12 protein-coding genes are annotated in these 15,150 nt (G+C 64.4%); 7 read left to right on the forward strand and 5 right to left on the reverse strand.

Annotated features, from left to right (window positions below; genetic code table 11):
- The first annotated feature begins 11 nt into the window (after positions 1 to 11).
- Entirely contained in the window at positions 12 to 1,625 is a 1,614-nt protein-coding gene (locus V7066_RS15830) for an inorganic phosphate transporter (RefSeq protein ID WP_334183944.1), read from the forward strand.
- Positions 1,626 to 1,628: 3 nt separating this feature from the next.
- Here V7066_RS15830 and V7066_RS15835 read toward each other — a convergent pair whose 3' ends face one another.
- Entirely contained in the window at positions 1,629 to 4,721 is a 3,093-nt protein-coding gene (locus V7066_RS15835) for a sensor histidine kinase (RefSeq protein ID WP_334183945.1), read from the reverse strand.
- A gap of 245 nt (positions 4,722 to 4,966) precedes the next feature.
- Between V7066_RS15835 and V7066_RS15840 the strand changes: the two genes are divergently transcribed.
- Positions 4,967 to 5,593, forward strand: coding sequence for a response regulator transcription factor (locus tag V7066_RS15840; RefSeq protein ID WP_334183946.1), 627 nt, complete (start codon positions 4,967 to 4,969; stop codon positions 5,591 to 5,593).
- Positions 5,594 to 5,665: 72 nt separating this feature from the next.
- On the opposite strand, the gene V7066_RS15845 is transcribed toward V7066_RS15840, so the two are convergent.
- On the reverse strand, positions 5,666 to 6,787 hold the full coding sequence (locus V7066_RS15845) for an MFS transporter (RefSeq protein ID WP_334183947.1): 1,122 nt from the start codon (positions 6,785 to 6,787) through the stop codon (positions 5,666 to 5,668).
- A 355-nt stretch (positions 6,788 to 7,142) separates the two neighbouring features.
- Here V7066_RS15845 and V7066_RS15850 point away from each other — a divergent pair, with 355 nt between their 5' ends.
- On the forward strand, positions 7,143 to 7,994 hold the full coding sequence (locus V7066_RS15850) for an SDR family oxidoreductase (protein ID WP_334183948.1): 852 nt from the start codon (positions 7,143 to 7,145) through the stop codon (positions 7,992 to 7,994).
- Positions 7,995 to 8,012: 18 nt separating this feature from the next.
- Here V7066_RS15850 and V7066_RS15855 read toward each other — a convergent pair whose 3' ends face one another.
- The 3 genes from V7066_RS15855 to V7066_RS15865 all read right to left on the reverse strand — a co-directional run bounded on the left by V7066_RS15855 (position 8,013) and on the right by V7066_RS15865 (position 10,205).
- Positions 8,013 to 9,266, reverse strand: coding sequence for an NAD(P)/FAD-dependent oxidoreductase (locus tag V7066_RS15855; RefSeq protein ID WP_334183949.1), 1,254 nt, complete (start codon positions 9,264 to 9,266; stop codon positions 8,013 to 8,015).
- A complete protein-coding gene (locus V7066_RS15860; protein ID WP_334183950.1) occupies positions 9,263 to 9,706 on the reverse strand; it encodes a pyridoxamine 5'-phosphate oxidase family protein in 444 nt (147 codons plus the stop codon). The genes V7066_RS15855 and V7066_RS15860 overlap by 4 nt, the downstream gene beginning before the upstream one ends.
- A gap of 244 nt (positions 9,707 to 9,950) precedes the next feature.
- Positions 9,951 to 10,205, reverse strand: coding sequence for a hypothetical protein (locus V7066_RS15865; RefSeq protein ID WP_334183951.1), 255 nt, complete (start codon positions 10,203 to 10,205; stop codon positions 9,951 to 9,953).
- A 167-nt stretch (positions 10,206 to 10,372) separates the two neighbouring features.
- On the opposite strand from V7066_RS15865, the gene V7066_RS15870 reads away from it, so the two are divergent.
- From V7066_RS15870 to V7066_RS15885, 4 genes are all read left to right on the forward strand, one after another.
- Positions 10,373 to 11,470 carry a DUF3182 family protein gene (locus V7066_RS15870; protein ID WP_334183952.1) on the forward strand — a complete coding sequence of 366 codons (1,098 nt, stop codon included), beginning with the start codon at positions 10,373 to 10,375 and terminating at the stop codon, positions 11,468 to 11,470.
- Positions 11,467 to 12,213, forward strand: coding sequence for an alpha/beta hydrolase family protein (locus tag V7066_RS15875; RefSeq protein WP_334183953.1), 747 nt, complete (start codon positions 11,467 to 11,469; stop codon positions 12,211 to 12,213). The genes V7066_RS15870 and V7066_RS15875 overlap by 4 nt, the downstream gene beginning before the upstream one ends.
- Before the next feature lie 151 nt (positions 12,214 to 12,364).
- Positions 12,365 to 14,464: a glycogen debranching protein GlgX gene (gene glgX / locus V7066_RS15880; protein ID WP_334183954.1), complete on the forward strand. Its 2,100-nt coding sequence runs from the start codon at positions 12,365 to 12,367 to the stop codon at positions 14,462 to 14,464.
- Positions 14,465 to 14,469: 5 nt separating this feature from the next.
- Positions 14,470 to 15,150 (forward strand): alpha-amylase family glycosyl hydrolase (locus V7066_RS15885; protein WP_334183955.1); only part of this gene is annotated, 681 nt, incomplete at its 3' end.

A 15,150-nucleotide genomic window follows, 5' to 3' on the forward strand; every position in this document is an offset into this window, starting at 1 on the left:
GAGGCGAAACCATGAATGCGACGCTTGCGGCCCCTGATGGCAGGGCCAGTACCCGACCGGAACTCGACAAGGGGCTGGGCGCCGCAGGCCGGATCGGCTTTGGCGCGGCGATCGCCGCCGCGCTGTTCTACGTGGGGTACAGCGTCTATTCGGATGCGGCGGCGGTCGGGGTCGAACCCACCACTTACCTCCCGTTCCTGCTGCTGTTCGTCGCGCTGCTGATCGCCCTCGGCTTCGAGTTCGTGAACGGTTTCCACGATACCGCCAATGCCGTGGCGACGGTGATCTACACCAATGCGATGCCTGCCAATGTCGCGGTCGTCTGGTCGGGGTTCTTCAATTTCATTGGCGTTCTCGTATCGACCGGCGCGGTGGCTTTCGGCATCGTTTCGCTGCTGCCCGTCGAACTGATCCTGCAAGTGGGATCGAATGCCGGCTTTGCGATGGTCTTCGCGCTGCTGCTGGCAGCGATCCTCTGGAACCTCGCGACCTGGTGGCTGGGCATTCCCTCGTCCAGTTCGCACACGCTGATCGGCTCGATCATCGGCGTCGGCGTGGCCAACGCGTTGATGCACGGCAAGGGCGGCACGGCGGGCGTGGACTGGAGCAAGGCGGCCGAGATCGGCCAGGCCCTGCTGTTCTCGCCGCTGATCGGCTTCGGCGTCGCGGCCCTGCTGTTCCTGGCCATGCGCGTGCTCGTCCGCAAGAAGGAGCTTTACGAAGAACCCAAGGACGGAGTGCCGCCGCCGCTGTGGATCCGCGCCCTGCTGATCTTTACCTGCACCGGCGTCAGCTTCGCCCACGGCTCGAACGACGGCCAGAAGGGCATGGGTCTCATCATGCTGATCCTGATCGGCACGGTCCCTACCGCCTATGCGCTGAACCGCGCGGTTCCCGAGCGCTACATGGCCGAGTTCCACAGCCGCTCCATCGCCGCGGAAGCGGCGCTGGAAAGCAGCGCCGCGCGAAGCGGCATGAATGAGGTGGAAGCACGCCGGAAGGTGACGGCCTATGTCGCCGACAAGAGCTTCGTCCCGGAAACGCTCCCGGCTCTCGCGGTCCTCGTTCATGACGTCGACCGGCAGGTCATGGCCTACGGCTCGCTGGCGAAAGTACCCGCCGCCGCCGTCAGCAATATCCGCAACGACATGTACCTCGCCTCCGAGGCGATCAAGGGATTGGGCAAGCAGAAACCGGCGGCACTTTCGGAAGCCGCGCAGGACAACCTCGCCGCTTACAAGACCTCGCTCGACGCGGGCACACGCTTCATCCCGACCTGGGTGAAAATCGCCGTGGCCTTCGCGCTCGGCCTGGGCACGATGGTCGGATGGCGCCGTATCGTCGTGACCGTGGGCGAGAAGATCGGCAAGACCCACCTGACATATGCGCAGGGCGCGGCGGCCGAACTCGTGGCGATGGGGACGATCCTGGGTGCCGACCACCTCGGTCTGCCGGTCTCCACCACCCATGTCCTTTCATCCGGTGTCGCCGGTACCATGGCGGCAAATCGGTCGGGCTTGCAGATGAGCACGATCCGCAACCTGCTGATGGCCTGGGTCCTGACCCTGCCGGTCTCGATCGTGATGGCAGGCGCACTCTACATGGTCTTCGCGCAAGTGTTCTGACCGTCAGGATCGCAGGAGGCTCCTGATGGTCTGCCAAAGGCGCGATAACGGTCCGGTCGCGCCCTGAAACGCAGAAGCGGCGGGAATGACGAGGGTGACTTCCGCGCCGCCCTGCGGGCCGCGATCGAGAAGCATCTGGCCTTTGAGTTTTTTCGCGCGCTCCTGCATGCCGACCAGACCGAAGTGGCCGGGCTTGCGACCGGCCTGGATCACCGAATGGTCGATGCCCACGCCATCGTCGACCAACGAGATCGTGAGCATGGTCTGGAGATAGTTGACGAGGATGTCGACGCGACCGGCTTTGGCATGGCGCGAAATGTTGAACAGCGCTTCAGTGGCGATCCTGGCGATTTCCTCGGAAACGGCAGGGATCAAGGGCCTGGCCACGCCATAGCTGACGATGTTCAACTCGACATCGTCCTTCAGCCCGGTTTGGGCGGCAATGATGCGCAAGCGCCCTTCGAGCGTGTCGGGTTCCCTATGCGCACGCAAGTCGTACACGCGGTCGCGTCCTTCGGCGATGACCGCTTCGGCATGTTCGATCACGCCGTCGAGGCGATCGGAACCGGCACCGCCGGAACGCAGAGAGGCCGCCGCGAGACGGAAGTCCAGAAGCAGGGCCTGAACCGACTGGAGAAGCGTGTCATGGAGTTCGCGGGCGATCCGTTCGCGCTCGTCGTGACGTTCGGCCAGACGGGCACCGATGCTCCTGCTGACGGCGGCGATGCGCAGCCGGTATCCCAGACCCATCAGTGCGAAGAAGGCCACCCCGCAAAGCAGCTTGAAATACCAGCTTTCCAGGAAAGTCGGGCGGATATCGAAGGAAAGCGAGCGGGTGGCCGTACCGCCGCCGTCGCTGGTCGCGGTAACGACGAAACGGTACTTGCCCGGTCCGAGGTTCGCGTATCCAGCCGCCCTTCGTTGCCCCGCATCGATCCAATCGGAATCCACGTTCTCCAGGCGGTATCGGATACGGACAAGATCCGGGCGCAGGGTTCCCGTCGCCGAAAAGGCAAGACGCACCGAGCGCGTACCGGCTGCAAGCGTGACCGATCGCGGGTCCCGGAAAGTCCCGTTATCCGTGGTCAGAAGGCGGAAAACCACATTTGGCGGGGCACGATCTGCGGAGATCGAGCGAGGGTCGATGCTCGCCAGACCGGCCGTGCGCACGGCCCAGATCCGGCCGTCCCCGTCCAGCGCGATCTTCTGCCCGACCGGCCCGAGACGCTGCGAAGTTCCGGCAAGACCGTCGCGCCCATCGAAGAGACGGCGCGGCAGCAGTTTGTCGGGATGCCCGAAGGCCGCTTGCAGGTCGGACGAGCGCACTCTGGACAAGCCGTCGAAACTGCTGAACCAGACTTCCCCTTCGGAGGTCTCGACCAGCGTCGTCACCCGCCGCGTCCAGGGCGCGGAAAGCGGGTCGAGCCGCACGGCATGGCCCTGCGCAAGCCGGACCAGACCGGCCGCCGTGAAGGCCACGAAGCCGTCAAGCCCCGGAGAGACACCGTTGATCTGAGCGCCTCCGAGCGAGGGAAGGCGATAGATCAGCTTGCGGCTCCCCGAGAAGACGGCGACCGTTTCGTCATCGAGTGGAACGGCCACTTCGCCGCGGGTGTTCGCCGAAAGCCCCAGTATCCCGCCTTTGACCCTGGCTTTCAGATCGGGAAGTTCGCGCAGTTTCCCGTCTTCGTATCGCCAGGCGCTGCCATCGTAGCCTCTCAGCCAGATGTTTCCGGCAGCATCGAGCGCGCAGGCACTCGACGCCAAGGGAGCCGGCTTGATGTATCTGAGGTGGCCCTGCGCCGAGAGCGAATAGACTTTGCGGCGCTGGAGAAGCACGATCTCGTCTGCTTTGCCCGAACAGAAGATCGGATCCGGGGCAAGATCGAGTACATGCCTGGCCGGTGCCCCGTGCTGCAACCGATAGAGTTTTCCGTGCGAAGCCGCGTAAACGATACCGTTCTTCGAGCTGACAAGTTGAACGCCGCCGACATTGTCGGCGGTCACTGTCGGCTCCATCGAAATGTCGGCCAAGCGGAATCGAAGCAAGCCCCGGCTTTCCGCAACCCAGACCGTGCCATGGGCATCGGTGTAATTGGCTCTTACACCGTCCGTCTCGGCAGTGCCCGGCCAGCGGTATGTCTCGATCGCGTTGCCGGACTTTGCCTTGGCGAGGTTCAAACGGCTGGTGACGGGTGAACTCCAGGAACCGCTCCATGCTCCTCCGCGACCGTCGAACGACAGGAAGCGCATTCCGCTGCTTCTCGGGAGAGGGTATACCGGTCCGAGCGGCTTGAGGCCCGATCCGGCAATGCCGTAGCGTTGCAGCCAGTCGCGGTCGGAGACCCAGAGCTGCCCGCTGCGATCGACGTTGAGCCGCGCGAACTGGTAGGTGCCGTCGAGCATCCTGAACCTGCTGCTGCCGGGCGCCAGGCGGGCTATTCGAGACTTGCGTTGATCTAAATCCAGAACCGGTGCGAGGATCGAACCTTCGCGCGTCGCCACCAGGCCGAGCGTAAACCCGGGCGGAAGGCCGAGCAGATCTTCGACCGACTGCCATTTGCCCTCCTTCCAACGCCATAGACGTCCCGAGACCCCGCCCCATTCCGCGTAGATCGCGCCGTCCGGCCCCTCCAGAATATTGGTCACGATCAGCGGCGGCCGGGGCAGCTTCATGTCCTCGACACGGCCGTCGACATAGCGGGAAACGCCGGCGCTCTGCGCAAAGCCGATCCACAACTCGCCCTTGCGGCTGACGAACAGCGAAGAGACCCCAAAAGGACTGGTGCCTTTGATGTCGGGGCCGGTCAGATGCTCGAAGGACATGCCGTCGAACCGCCAAAGGCCATCTTCGGCACCCAGCCACAGAAGGCCGTCCGGCGTCTGCGTTATCGCGGTGATGAGCGAGGGTGCGCCTTCTTCCGTACTCCAGAAGTCCTGGTGGAAACGGCCGAGAGTGACTTCATCGCGGCGATCGGCGTGTCTGGCCGGGTTCCCGGCAGAATTTTGGGCAGGGGCAGCCCCTGCCACGACAAGAGCGCCGAGGGCAAGACAGGCAACGACTGCCTGCAAGCGCGAGCTTGCCGCAAGGTTCACACAAGAAATCCCACCAGACCCAGCGGCCGCGCCCGATCCCGATATCAGGGCCTCTTGCTTGCTACATGCCTGTTCATACGCCCTGCGTCAAAGTTCCCGAGGTTGCAAACTCGTGGATCGTCGGAATCTCGTCGCTCTCCCCCCAATATGAGAGGTCCCCCCAATATTGGGGGGAGCCGCGCGGATTGTCTCCGCACAAGTGCGGCGTTATCCGAAAGTGAATTGAAGGAGGCGAACGGGATTTGATGCGAGAGGACAAGATCCGCATTGTCGTTGCGGACGATCATCCCCTCATCCGGCGCGGTGTGCGCGCGGTGCTCTCGATGATCTCCGACGTGCATGTTATCGGTGAAGCCGAGGATGGCGGTCAGGCCGTCGAACTCTATCGCACGCTCCTGCCGGACCTCATCCTGCTCGATCTGCAAATGCCCAACGTGGACGGCATCGAGGCAATCGCGCAGATCAGGCAGGATTTCCCGCAGGCCAAGATCCTGGTGCTCACGACGTACTCGGGCGACGCCCAGGCTTTGCGTGCGCTGCGGGCCGGGGCGCTGGGCTACATTCTCAAGAGCAATCTGCATGACGAACTGATCGAGGCGATCCACTCGGTGCACGAGGGCAGGGAGTTTCTCAGTGCGGAAATCATGTCCCAAATCGCCCGGCATCAGGGCAACCAGCAACTGACCGATCGGGAACGCAGCGTCCTGATCCTTGCCGCTGCCGGAAATTCGAACAAGCGCATCGCCTCCAGCCTCGAAATCTCCGAGGAAACGGTGAAAGGCTACATGAAGATCATTCTGAGCAAGCTGGATGCCGTGGATCGCACCCATGCCGTGACGATCGCGCTTCGGCGGGGAATGATCGAACTCTGACCGGCGTATAGCGGCTGCCTGCACATCTCCGAATTCCCCGTTCCGGCGATGTGCAGGGAAACGCTGGTAATTTCAGCGCCGATGCAGGACCGCGCGCAGCTGAACGAGCGTGGCGACGGCGGCGAGGGAAATGCCGAGGATCGCGACCGCGCCCCAGCCGCCGGAGTTCCAGGCCGCGGTCGCGGCAGCGGCTCCGGCGGCTCCGCCGAGGAACATCGATCCCATGAAGATCGTATTGAGCCTCGCGCGAGCCTCGGGGCGCAGCGCGTAAACGATGTGCTGGTTGGAAACGAGCACGCTCTGAACCGCGAAGTCGAGCAGGATGCAGCCGATCACCAGCCCGGCGATCGATCCCCAGAACCCGAAGATCGCCCAGGAAACCACCGTCAGTACGGTGCCGCCGAGGATTGCCATGTGCGGGCCGCGACGGTCGGCGATCCGGCCTGCGATCGGGGCGGCAAGGATGCCCACGGCACCGACCACGCCGAACAGACCGGCGATTTCGGAACCGAGGCCGAAGCGCGGCTCTTGCAGGCGCAGGGCCAGGATCGTCCAGAAGGCAGTGAAGGCGCCGAACAGCAGGGCCTGCGTATAGGCAGCGGTGCGCAGCTCGCGGAATTCGCGCCAGAGATGGACGAGCGAAACGAGCAGCCCCGCATACGTGCTGCGTCCTTCCGGAAGGCTGCGCGGCAGGGCCACGGCCATCAGCCCACCCGCTCCCACAGCCAGCGGTACGCCGAGCCAGAACATCGCGCGCCAGCCTTCATGCGCGGCCACGAAACCGGACAGGGTACGGCTCAGCAGGATACCGCAGAGCAAGCCTGACATGACGGTGCCGACCACGGCACCGCGCCGCTCGGGCTGGGCAAGGTGCGCGGCGAAAGGGACAATCTGCTGGGCCACCGTCGAGGCGACCCCCAGTATCAACGAGGCGATCAGCAACATGACCGCCGACGGTGCCAGCGCGGCACCGACGAGCGCTATCGCCAGCACCGCGAACTGCGCGATGATCAGGCGGCGCCGCTCGACCAGATCGCCCAACGGCACCAGCGCGAACAGGCCGATGGCGTAGCCCAACTGGGTTGCGGTGGGCACCAGCCCGGTCAGTCCGCCGGGAAGCTCGCGCTCGATCACGCCGAGCATCGGCTGGTTGTAATAGATGTTCGCCACCGCCAGTCCCGAAGAAACCGCCATTGCAAACGTCAGTCCTGAACCGATTTGTGTCGAAGCGGACCCCTCGGACGGGAGTGCGGATACCTTGTTCATGGTCTTGCCTCTGCGACAATGCTCCGGCCGGGTCCGTTATGCGATCCGGGTGCGGGGCGTGATTGCACGGCGACTATGGGGATGGATCAGTCTCGGGCGTAGACATACGATCGGTTATGTCGGCCTGACGGAAAGCGTGGCAACGAGCTTCGATGATGAGGAGGCTCACATGCAGGGCGCCCCCCCTCGGCGGCCGGCAGCAATAGCCATCAGTCGCATCGGCGGCACGGCAGGCTGCAAAACCGAAATCCGCGAAGATCGTTTCCCTTGAAAGGAGACGATCATGAGCCAGAACGCCGAAATGATTCATGAAGACGCGCTGCCCGGCCACGAGAGCAGGCTCGATCCCAAGCCGGATTGGCAACCGCGCTACCCCGGTTCCGGGCGGCTGCAAGACAAGGTCGCGATCGTCACGGGCGCCGACAGCGGCATCGGGCGGGCCGTCGCTGCGCTGTTCGCACGCGAAGGTGCGGATGTCGCTATCGTCTACCTTCTGGAAGACGACGATGCAGCGGAAACGAAGCGGATCGTCGAGAGCGAAGGACGAAAGGCCATTGCAATCCGCGCCGATGTTGGATCGCGCGAGGCCTGCGATCAGGCAGTGCGAAGAGCGATGGAGGTCTTCGGGCGGATCGATGTACTCGTCAACAATGCAGGCGAGCAGCATCCGGACAAGGACATTACCGAGATTTCCGAAGATCAGCTGCGCCGCACGTTTCAGACCAACATCTTCGGCATGTTCTTCATGGTTCAGGCCGCCCGACCGCATCTCGGGAACGGTGCGGCAATCATCAATTGTACCAGCGTTACGATGTACAAGGGCAGCGCCGAACTGCTCGATTACAGTTCGACGAAAGGCGCGATAACCGCCTTCACCCGTTCGCTGTCCGAAAACCTCGTCGGTGAAGGCATTCGCGTGAACGCCGTCGCTCCCGGCCCGATCTGGACGCCGCTCAATCCTTGCGGCGGCGCCAGCGAGGAGAAGCTCGAAAACTTCGGCGAGGATACGCCGATGGGTCGTCCCGGTCAGCCCAACGAAGTCGCGCCTTCCTTCCTGTTCCTTGCCTGCGAGGATTCCAGCTACATGAGCGGGCAGGTGCTGCATCCCAATGGCGGGGTCGTGGTGAACGGATAGCTGTTCGCACCCTGCCGGTCATTCAGTTTCGAAGCGGTAGGGATCGAAGCAGGGCGCGTCCGGGTCGGACGCGCCGTCCAGCGAGGCTTCCAGGATTTCCGCGGCCAGCGCAGCAAAAGCAATGCCGTTGCCGCCGAACCCCGCCGCGATCCAGAGATGTTCCATGTTACGGGCCGGACCGATCGCGGGGAGACCGTCAGGCGAACTGCCGAACGTCGCTGCCCATTCGCAGTCCCATTCTATCTTCTCTCGCCCGAGCATCTTTGCCAGCTTGGCGGCAATGGCGCCCGCCTTGCTGGGCAACAAGTGGTTTCGCACGTCGCTGTCGGCAATTTCGATATCCTCCCCGCCTGCGATGATCCTGCCTTCATTCCCTGCGCGTACGTAGAGATAAGGGTCGCTGGCCTCCCAGATCATGGCGTTCTCTTTCCAGAGCGGCGCAGTTTGGGGCGGGGTGGCGATCGCAAATGTCGAAAGCAGCGAGAAGGCATCGGGGAGGAACAGGCGAGCCCTTTCGTAGCCGGTCGCGAGAATGACGTTTCCGGCCACGAAGGATCGACCTTCCGTCGTCTCCAGTTCGATACCGCGCGGCAATGGATGGAGAGCGGCAATATCGACGGGATAGGCGAGCGATATCCCACGGTCCTGCGCACGAGCCAGCAAGGCATGACAGGTCCGGACCGGATCGATGGCGAACGTGCCGGTCGACACCAGGCCGGGCCTTGGCGCAATGCCGAAGCGCTCGGCCACGGTATCGGCTGCGAGAAACCGCGAAGGCAGACCGTGCTTTTGATGAAGCGCGGCTTCGGCGGCGAGAGCATCGATGCCCAACAGGTCGCCGGCGAGATAGAGAGTCGGGCTGTCCTGCTTCAGACTGCCGTCGAGGCCATCCAGGTGCCGACCGAAATGCTCCAGGGCGGCAAAGACGCGCTTCCATCGCCGCGCCGCTTCCTGCTCGCCAAGCCGGTTTGCGAGCGTCGTCAGGGGGACGTCCATCGCCCACATGAGCTGAGCCGTCGAGGCGGCCGTGCTTCCCGTCCCGGGCGCGCGGCGATCGCAGATCGCGACTGTACGACCATTTGCACGCAGCCGATCGGCGAGGATCGATCCCATGATGCCGCCGCCGAGGATGGCGATGTCGACATGACCGGAAGGCAGTTCGCCGGTAGCGGGTGGAGGCCGGTCCTTATCCCGCCACGGAACCTTTCCGCTCCGCAGGTCCCACGCTTCGGTGAGGGGAAGGGGCCTATTCCCGCCGCGGCCCGCCGTCATTCCATACGATCCAGAATGAGTTCGCCTTCCTCCTCTCCGTCCCAGTAGTGCGCGCGTTCGCCTGCAACTTCGATCAGCACGAGGCCCGGTGTTTCGGGACCCTCCGGCCACCAGCGATCGAGGCCGTTCGTCCAATGCCGGGCAAGCGCGGACTTGTCGCGGACTAGCCGCGCGTGACCTTCGACGGCGAGGAAGAACGGTCTCTGGCCGAGCAACCCGGACTTGCCCTGATAGGACAAAGTGACCTTGGGATCGGCCGCAATGTCGGCGACCATCAGCGTGCTTTCCTCGGTGAAGAACCAGGCGGTGCCGTCGTAGTCGACTTCGCGATTGTTGCTCATCGGCCGCGCTGCGATCGCTCCGCCTTGCGTATGGGTGGCGAGCATTGCAAAATCGATGTCCTTCATCTTGCCGGAAACTTCTGCAAGAGACCATGTCATCGGGATAATCCTCTTCCGGTTATGCCTGAGAAGACAACGCACGACAGACGCATTCGATGCGGAATTCCCGACGGGAAACCGCCTCGGCGAGGCCGTCGATCTCCGCCTCCGGGACGTGACGGGCGATTACGACCGACGCGCAGTTCAGGCCAGGTCGCGGATCCTGGGTTCACGTGGACTGGAGCGTTCCATGGAAGCTTCGTGAACCTGCGACAGGGTAGCATCTGCCGAAACTGAAAATCCTCTATCGCCCTCTACCGGCGATGAGATACCGCCACACGCCGATGGCATTGATGATCAGCAGGATCACGTTCTGCCAGCCGATTCCTTCGCTGTCCGGGTTCAGAAAGCCCCAGGCGATCAGGGCAAGGGAGCTGGAAACGAAGATCGCCATCGCCGTCCCGGTCCAGAGCCTGCCGAGGTTCAGCGAGACCAGCAGCGAAGCCAGCACGGCGGCACCGGCACCGTAATATTGCAAGGCGTCTCTCATCGCGTCCATTGTTGGAGAAATGGCGGGCGGTGCGTCCTGTTCCCTTGGTCGTTGCAAGCGCCGGGCCGTGGCCGGGCTGCGGTGCCTCGGCGGTCTCGGCCGGGAACCTTCGCACCGTTGCCATGCGTTCTACCCGGAGGCTCGGCCCACGCCGCTGCTGTTTCAAGGAGGCCGACATGACTGGCCAGATCGCCATTCGTCCTGTTTCCGTATGTCAGGATTCCGGCTCACGGAACCGTCACGACCGCGAGTCGAGGGCCGAGTTGACGCGCCGGCTTGCCACTTTGTGCGACGGCGGCGTAACCGGCGTAACCGGCGAAGACGGCATGCACGGGGCCGGCAATTTCTTTGTCCCTGACGATACCATGTTGGTCCGCCAAGCGACTGAAATGGGCATATTCGGCGAAGAGCAGCTGTTCGGGGGAGTCGTGCCGGAACGTTTCATGGCGACCAAGATCGTCAGTCACGGTCTGCCCTTCGAGGACTCGCCCGCCCCGGCTTGCTGGAACCGAGGCCTGGCGGCAGACCTGAAGGATACCGTCCTGCGCGGATTTTCCGTTTTCTCGTCTACCGATGCACAGAGCGCCGGACGACTGCTGCTCGAACAGGGGCCGATCCGGCTCAAGGACGTGGACGCCACTTCGGGGCAGGGGCAGACCGTCGTCGAGGACGGCGCTGCGCTCGACGCCGCGATTGCCGCGATCGACCCGGAAGTCTTGCAGCGATCGGGCCTCGTGATCGAGGAAAATCTCGTGGACGTGAAAACCTACAGTGCGGGCGTGGTGAGACTTTTCGGCCGATCCATCGCCTACTGGGGAACCCAGCAACTGACGCTCGGCAATGACGGCGAGGAAGTCTATGGCGGCTCGCGGCTGCATGTGGTGCGCGGTGGATGGAATGAACTGGAGGCTTCCGGACTGACCGGCGAACTGGCCGAAGTCGTCGTCAAGGCTCGCAGATACGACCGGGCCTGCTTCGCCGCTTATCCGCGCATGTTTTCCTCGCGCCGAAACTACGACGTGGCGACCGGACGCGATGCGCGGGGGCGAATGCGGATCGGCGTGCTGGAACAGAGCTGGCGTGCGGGCGGTGCCAGTGGGGCGGAAATCGCCGCCTTCGAAGCCTTTGCCGCAGATCCGTCGCGGACCGGCGTGGAGGCGGCGACCGTCGAGGTCCATGGCGTGGTGGGTGCGGCGCCTCCCGGGGCGGCAGTCTATTTCAGCGGGATCGATCCGGTGGTCGGCCCGATGAGCAAGTATACGGTGGTGGAATGAACGATGGGCGCCGTCCGGTCGCGATCGGAGTCAACGGAGAACAGATCGACGGAACGCTGCTCTCTCCCGCAAAGCTGATACCGGGCGTGCTGTTCGTCCATGGTTGGGGCGGATCGCAGGAGCAGGACATGGCGCGGGCGCAGGACATCGCGCAACTGGGCTGCATATGCTTCACGTTCGACTTGCGCGGGCATGCTCGCCATGACGACCGGCGCGGCAGCGTCACGCGGTCGGACGGCCTGGCCGACGTTCTGGCGGCCTATGATTTCCTGGCCGCGCAGGAGCAGGTTGACCGTTCCGCCATCGCCGTGGTGGGAACCAGCTATGGCGGCTATCTGGCCGCGCTGCTGACCATGCAGCGCCCCGTCGCCTGGCTCGCGCTGAGGGTTCCGGCGCTCTATCCGGACGATCACTGGGAGGTGCCCAAGGCGCAACTGCCGCGCGACGAGATCGTGCGCTATCGCAGCCATTTCCGCACCGGCCATCACGACCGGGCGCTGGCCGCCTGCGAAACCTTCGGCGGCGATGTGCTCATCGTCGAATCCGAGCACGACGACTACGTGCCCCACGCCGCGATCAGTTCCTTCATGGCGGCTTTCCAGCGCACCAATTCGCTCAGCTACCGCATTCTCAAGGGTGCCGATCATGCCTTGCAAGACGACAATTGCCGCAAGGCCTACAACGACCTCCTGCTGACCTGGATCGAGGAGATGGTGCGGCGCGGACGGCGTACGGAGGTCTGATTGGCCGAAGTTGGACGGCGAAAGGAACCGGGAGGCGCATCACGAATTGTTTCGCCGGACCCATCACCCGATGCAGGGGGCATATGAGATCGTCGAAACGCGCCGCACCGCTTCACAAGGTTCTTTCCCACAGCGCTGGCGGAGCAAGGACATGAGCTTTGCTTTCGCCAAGCCCGAGCGGCAGCAGCCTGAGCTGGGTGCCGAATTCACCGGGGACGGGACCCATTTCGCGATCTTTTCCGAGAATGCCGAGGCCATGGAACTGTGCCTGTTCTCGCCGGACGGCGCGGAGGAACTGGCGCGGCTGGAAATGCCCAGCCGGGAAGGCTCGATCTTCTCCGGCTACGTGCCGGATGTGAAGCCCGGGCAGCTCTACGGCTATCGCGCCCACGGCCCCTACGAGCCGGAGCAGGGCCATCGCTTCAACCCCAACAAGCTGCTGCTGGACCCTTATGCGCGCGAGATCGCCGGTGCGCTGCAATGGAACGATGCGCTTTGGGGTTACGATCTTTCGACCGGCGACGACCTTACTTTCGACGGTCGCGATTCCGCGCCGTTCATGGTCAAGGGCGTGGTGCAGGACCCGGCCTTCGACTGGGCGGGCGACAATTCCATCCGTCGCCCATGGGGAGAAACTCTGGTCTACGAAGCCCATGTGCGCGGGCTGACGATGAGCCACCCGGACGTTCCGGAGGAACTGCGCGGGACTTATGCGGGCATGGTCAGCCCGCCGATCCTGGACCATCTGCTCAAGCTCGGCGTTTCCGCGATCGAACTGCTCCCCTGTCAGTTCTTCCTCGACGACCGCATGCTGCTGGACAAGGGCCTGTCGAACTACTGGGGCTATCAGACGCTCGGCTATTTCGCGCCCGAGCCGCGCTATCTCGGTCCGACCCGGGGCAAGGCGCCTGCGATCCGCCAGTTCAAGGACATGGTGAAGCGCTTTCACCAGGCGGGGATCGAGGTCATCATGGACGTGGTCTACAACCACACGGCCGAAGGCTCCGAGCGCGGCCCGACGCTGTGTTTCCGGGGCCTCGACAACGCCAGCTACTATGCCCTCTCGCCCGAGAACCCGCGCTACAGCTTCGACCAGACCGGCACCGGCAATACGCTCAGCGTCGCCCATCCGATGGTCATCCGCATGGTACTCGATTCCCTGCGCTACTGGGTGCAGGCCATGCATGTGGACGGGTTCCGCTTCGACCTTGCCTCGACACTTGGGCGCGAGGCCATGGGCTTCGATCGCGAGGGCGGGTTCTTTGACGCGATCCGGCAGGACCCCATCCTCTCCGGCGTGAAGTTGATCGCCGAACCGTGGGACGTGGGCAGCGGCGGCTATCAGGTGGGCGGCTTCCCCTATCCGTTCCGCGAATGGAACGACAAGTTCCGCGACACCGCGCGGGGCTTCTGGCGCGGCGATCCGGCGCTGGTGGGCGATCTGGCCAACCACCTGATCGGCTCGCCGGAGCAGTTCAACCACTCCGATCGCGGGGCGACGTCCTCGGTCAACTTCCTTGCCGCGCATGACGGTTTCACTTTGCTCGATACGGTTTCCTACAACGACCGCCACAACGAGGCGAACGGGGAAGGCGGGGCCGACGGGCACGACAACAACCTCTCCGACAACATGGGCGCCGAGGGACCGACCGAGGATCAGGGCATCGATGCAGCCCGCGCCCAGCGTCGCCGCGCGATGCTGGCGACGCTGCTGCTCAGCCAGGGCGTGCCGATGATCCTCGCCGGGGACGAGTTGGGCAACAGCCAGCAGGGCAACAACAACGTCTATTGCCAGGACAACGAGACCGCCTGGATCGACTGGGCGGGCAAGGACGATGCCCTGCTGGACTTCTGCTCCCGGATGATCGGCTTCCGGCGCGACCATCCGGTGCTGTCGCAGGACAACTTCCTGAACGGAGATCCTGCCGAGGATGGCCGTGTCGAGATCGCCTGGCACCAGCCGGACGGCCGCGAAATGGACGCCGAGCTATGGGGCCAGGCCGAACTGCGGGTCGTGGGCTTTTTCCTGAGCTATTCCGGGCAGGAGGCGTTCGTCGAGGGCGAGCGGCCGCTGTTCATCGTGCTCAATGCCGGGGACGAAGTCACGTTCACCCTCCCGGAGCATAACGGCATCGCGCAGTGGCACCGAGTGCTCGACACCGCGCGCGGGGACGCCTTCGCGGCCGAGGCGGTGGCGAACGGAACCGCCGTCATCCCCGCCGCCAGCGTCTGCGTCTTCGCGCCGGAGTGAGCGGCATGGCCCATTTTTCGCAGTCCTGGGGCGCCGAGCCGCTGCCTGACGGACGCTGGCGTTTCAGTCTCTGGGCGCCCGGCGCGAGGGCAGTCTCGGTGGCGCTCGCTATCGGTCCGGCCGCGCTGGCAAGCGAGGCGAACGGCTGGTGGCGCGGCGAGACCGCAGCCGCGCCGGGCGAGGCCTATCGCTTCGTCGTCGATGGAACCGCCTATCCCGATCCTGCGTCGCGCGGCCAGCAGGGCGACGTTCACGGGCCTTCGCTGCTGGTCGATCCCGGCACTTTCGCGTGGCAGAGCGCGTGGAGCGGCCTGCCGTGGAGCGAGGCGGTCGTCTACGAACTGCATCTCGGCACTTTCACGGAGACCGGCACTTTTGCCGCCGCGGCCGAGGAACTGCCGCGCCTGCGGGACCTTGGCATCACCTTGGTGGAACTCCTGCCGGTCGCCCAGTTCGACGGGAAACGCGGCTGGGGCTATGACGGCGTGCTGCCTTACGCGCCGCACAATGCCTATGGCAGCCCGGACGATTTCCGGCGCTTCGTCGACAAGGCCCATGCGCTGGGCATGGGGGTGCTGCTGGACGTCGTCTACAACCACCTCGGCCCCTCGGGAAACTACCTTGCGGCCTGGTGCCCGGCGTTTTTCCATGCCGAACGCCGCTCGCCGTGGGGGCAGGGCATCGCC

The organism is Novosphingobium sp., assembly GCF_036820275.1.
In the GTDB taxonomy this organism is placed as follows: domain Bacteria; phylum Pseudomonadota; class Alphaproteobacteria; order Sphingomonadales; family Sphingomonadaceae; genus Novosphingobium.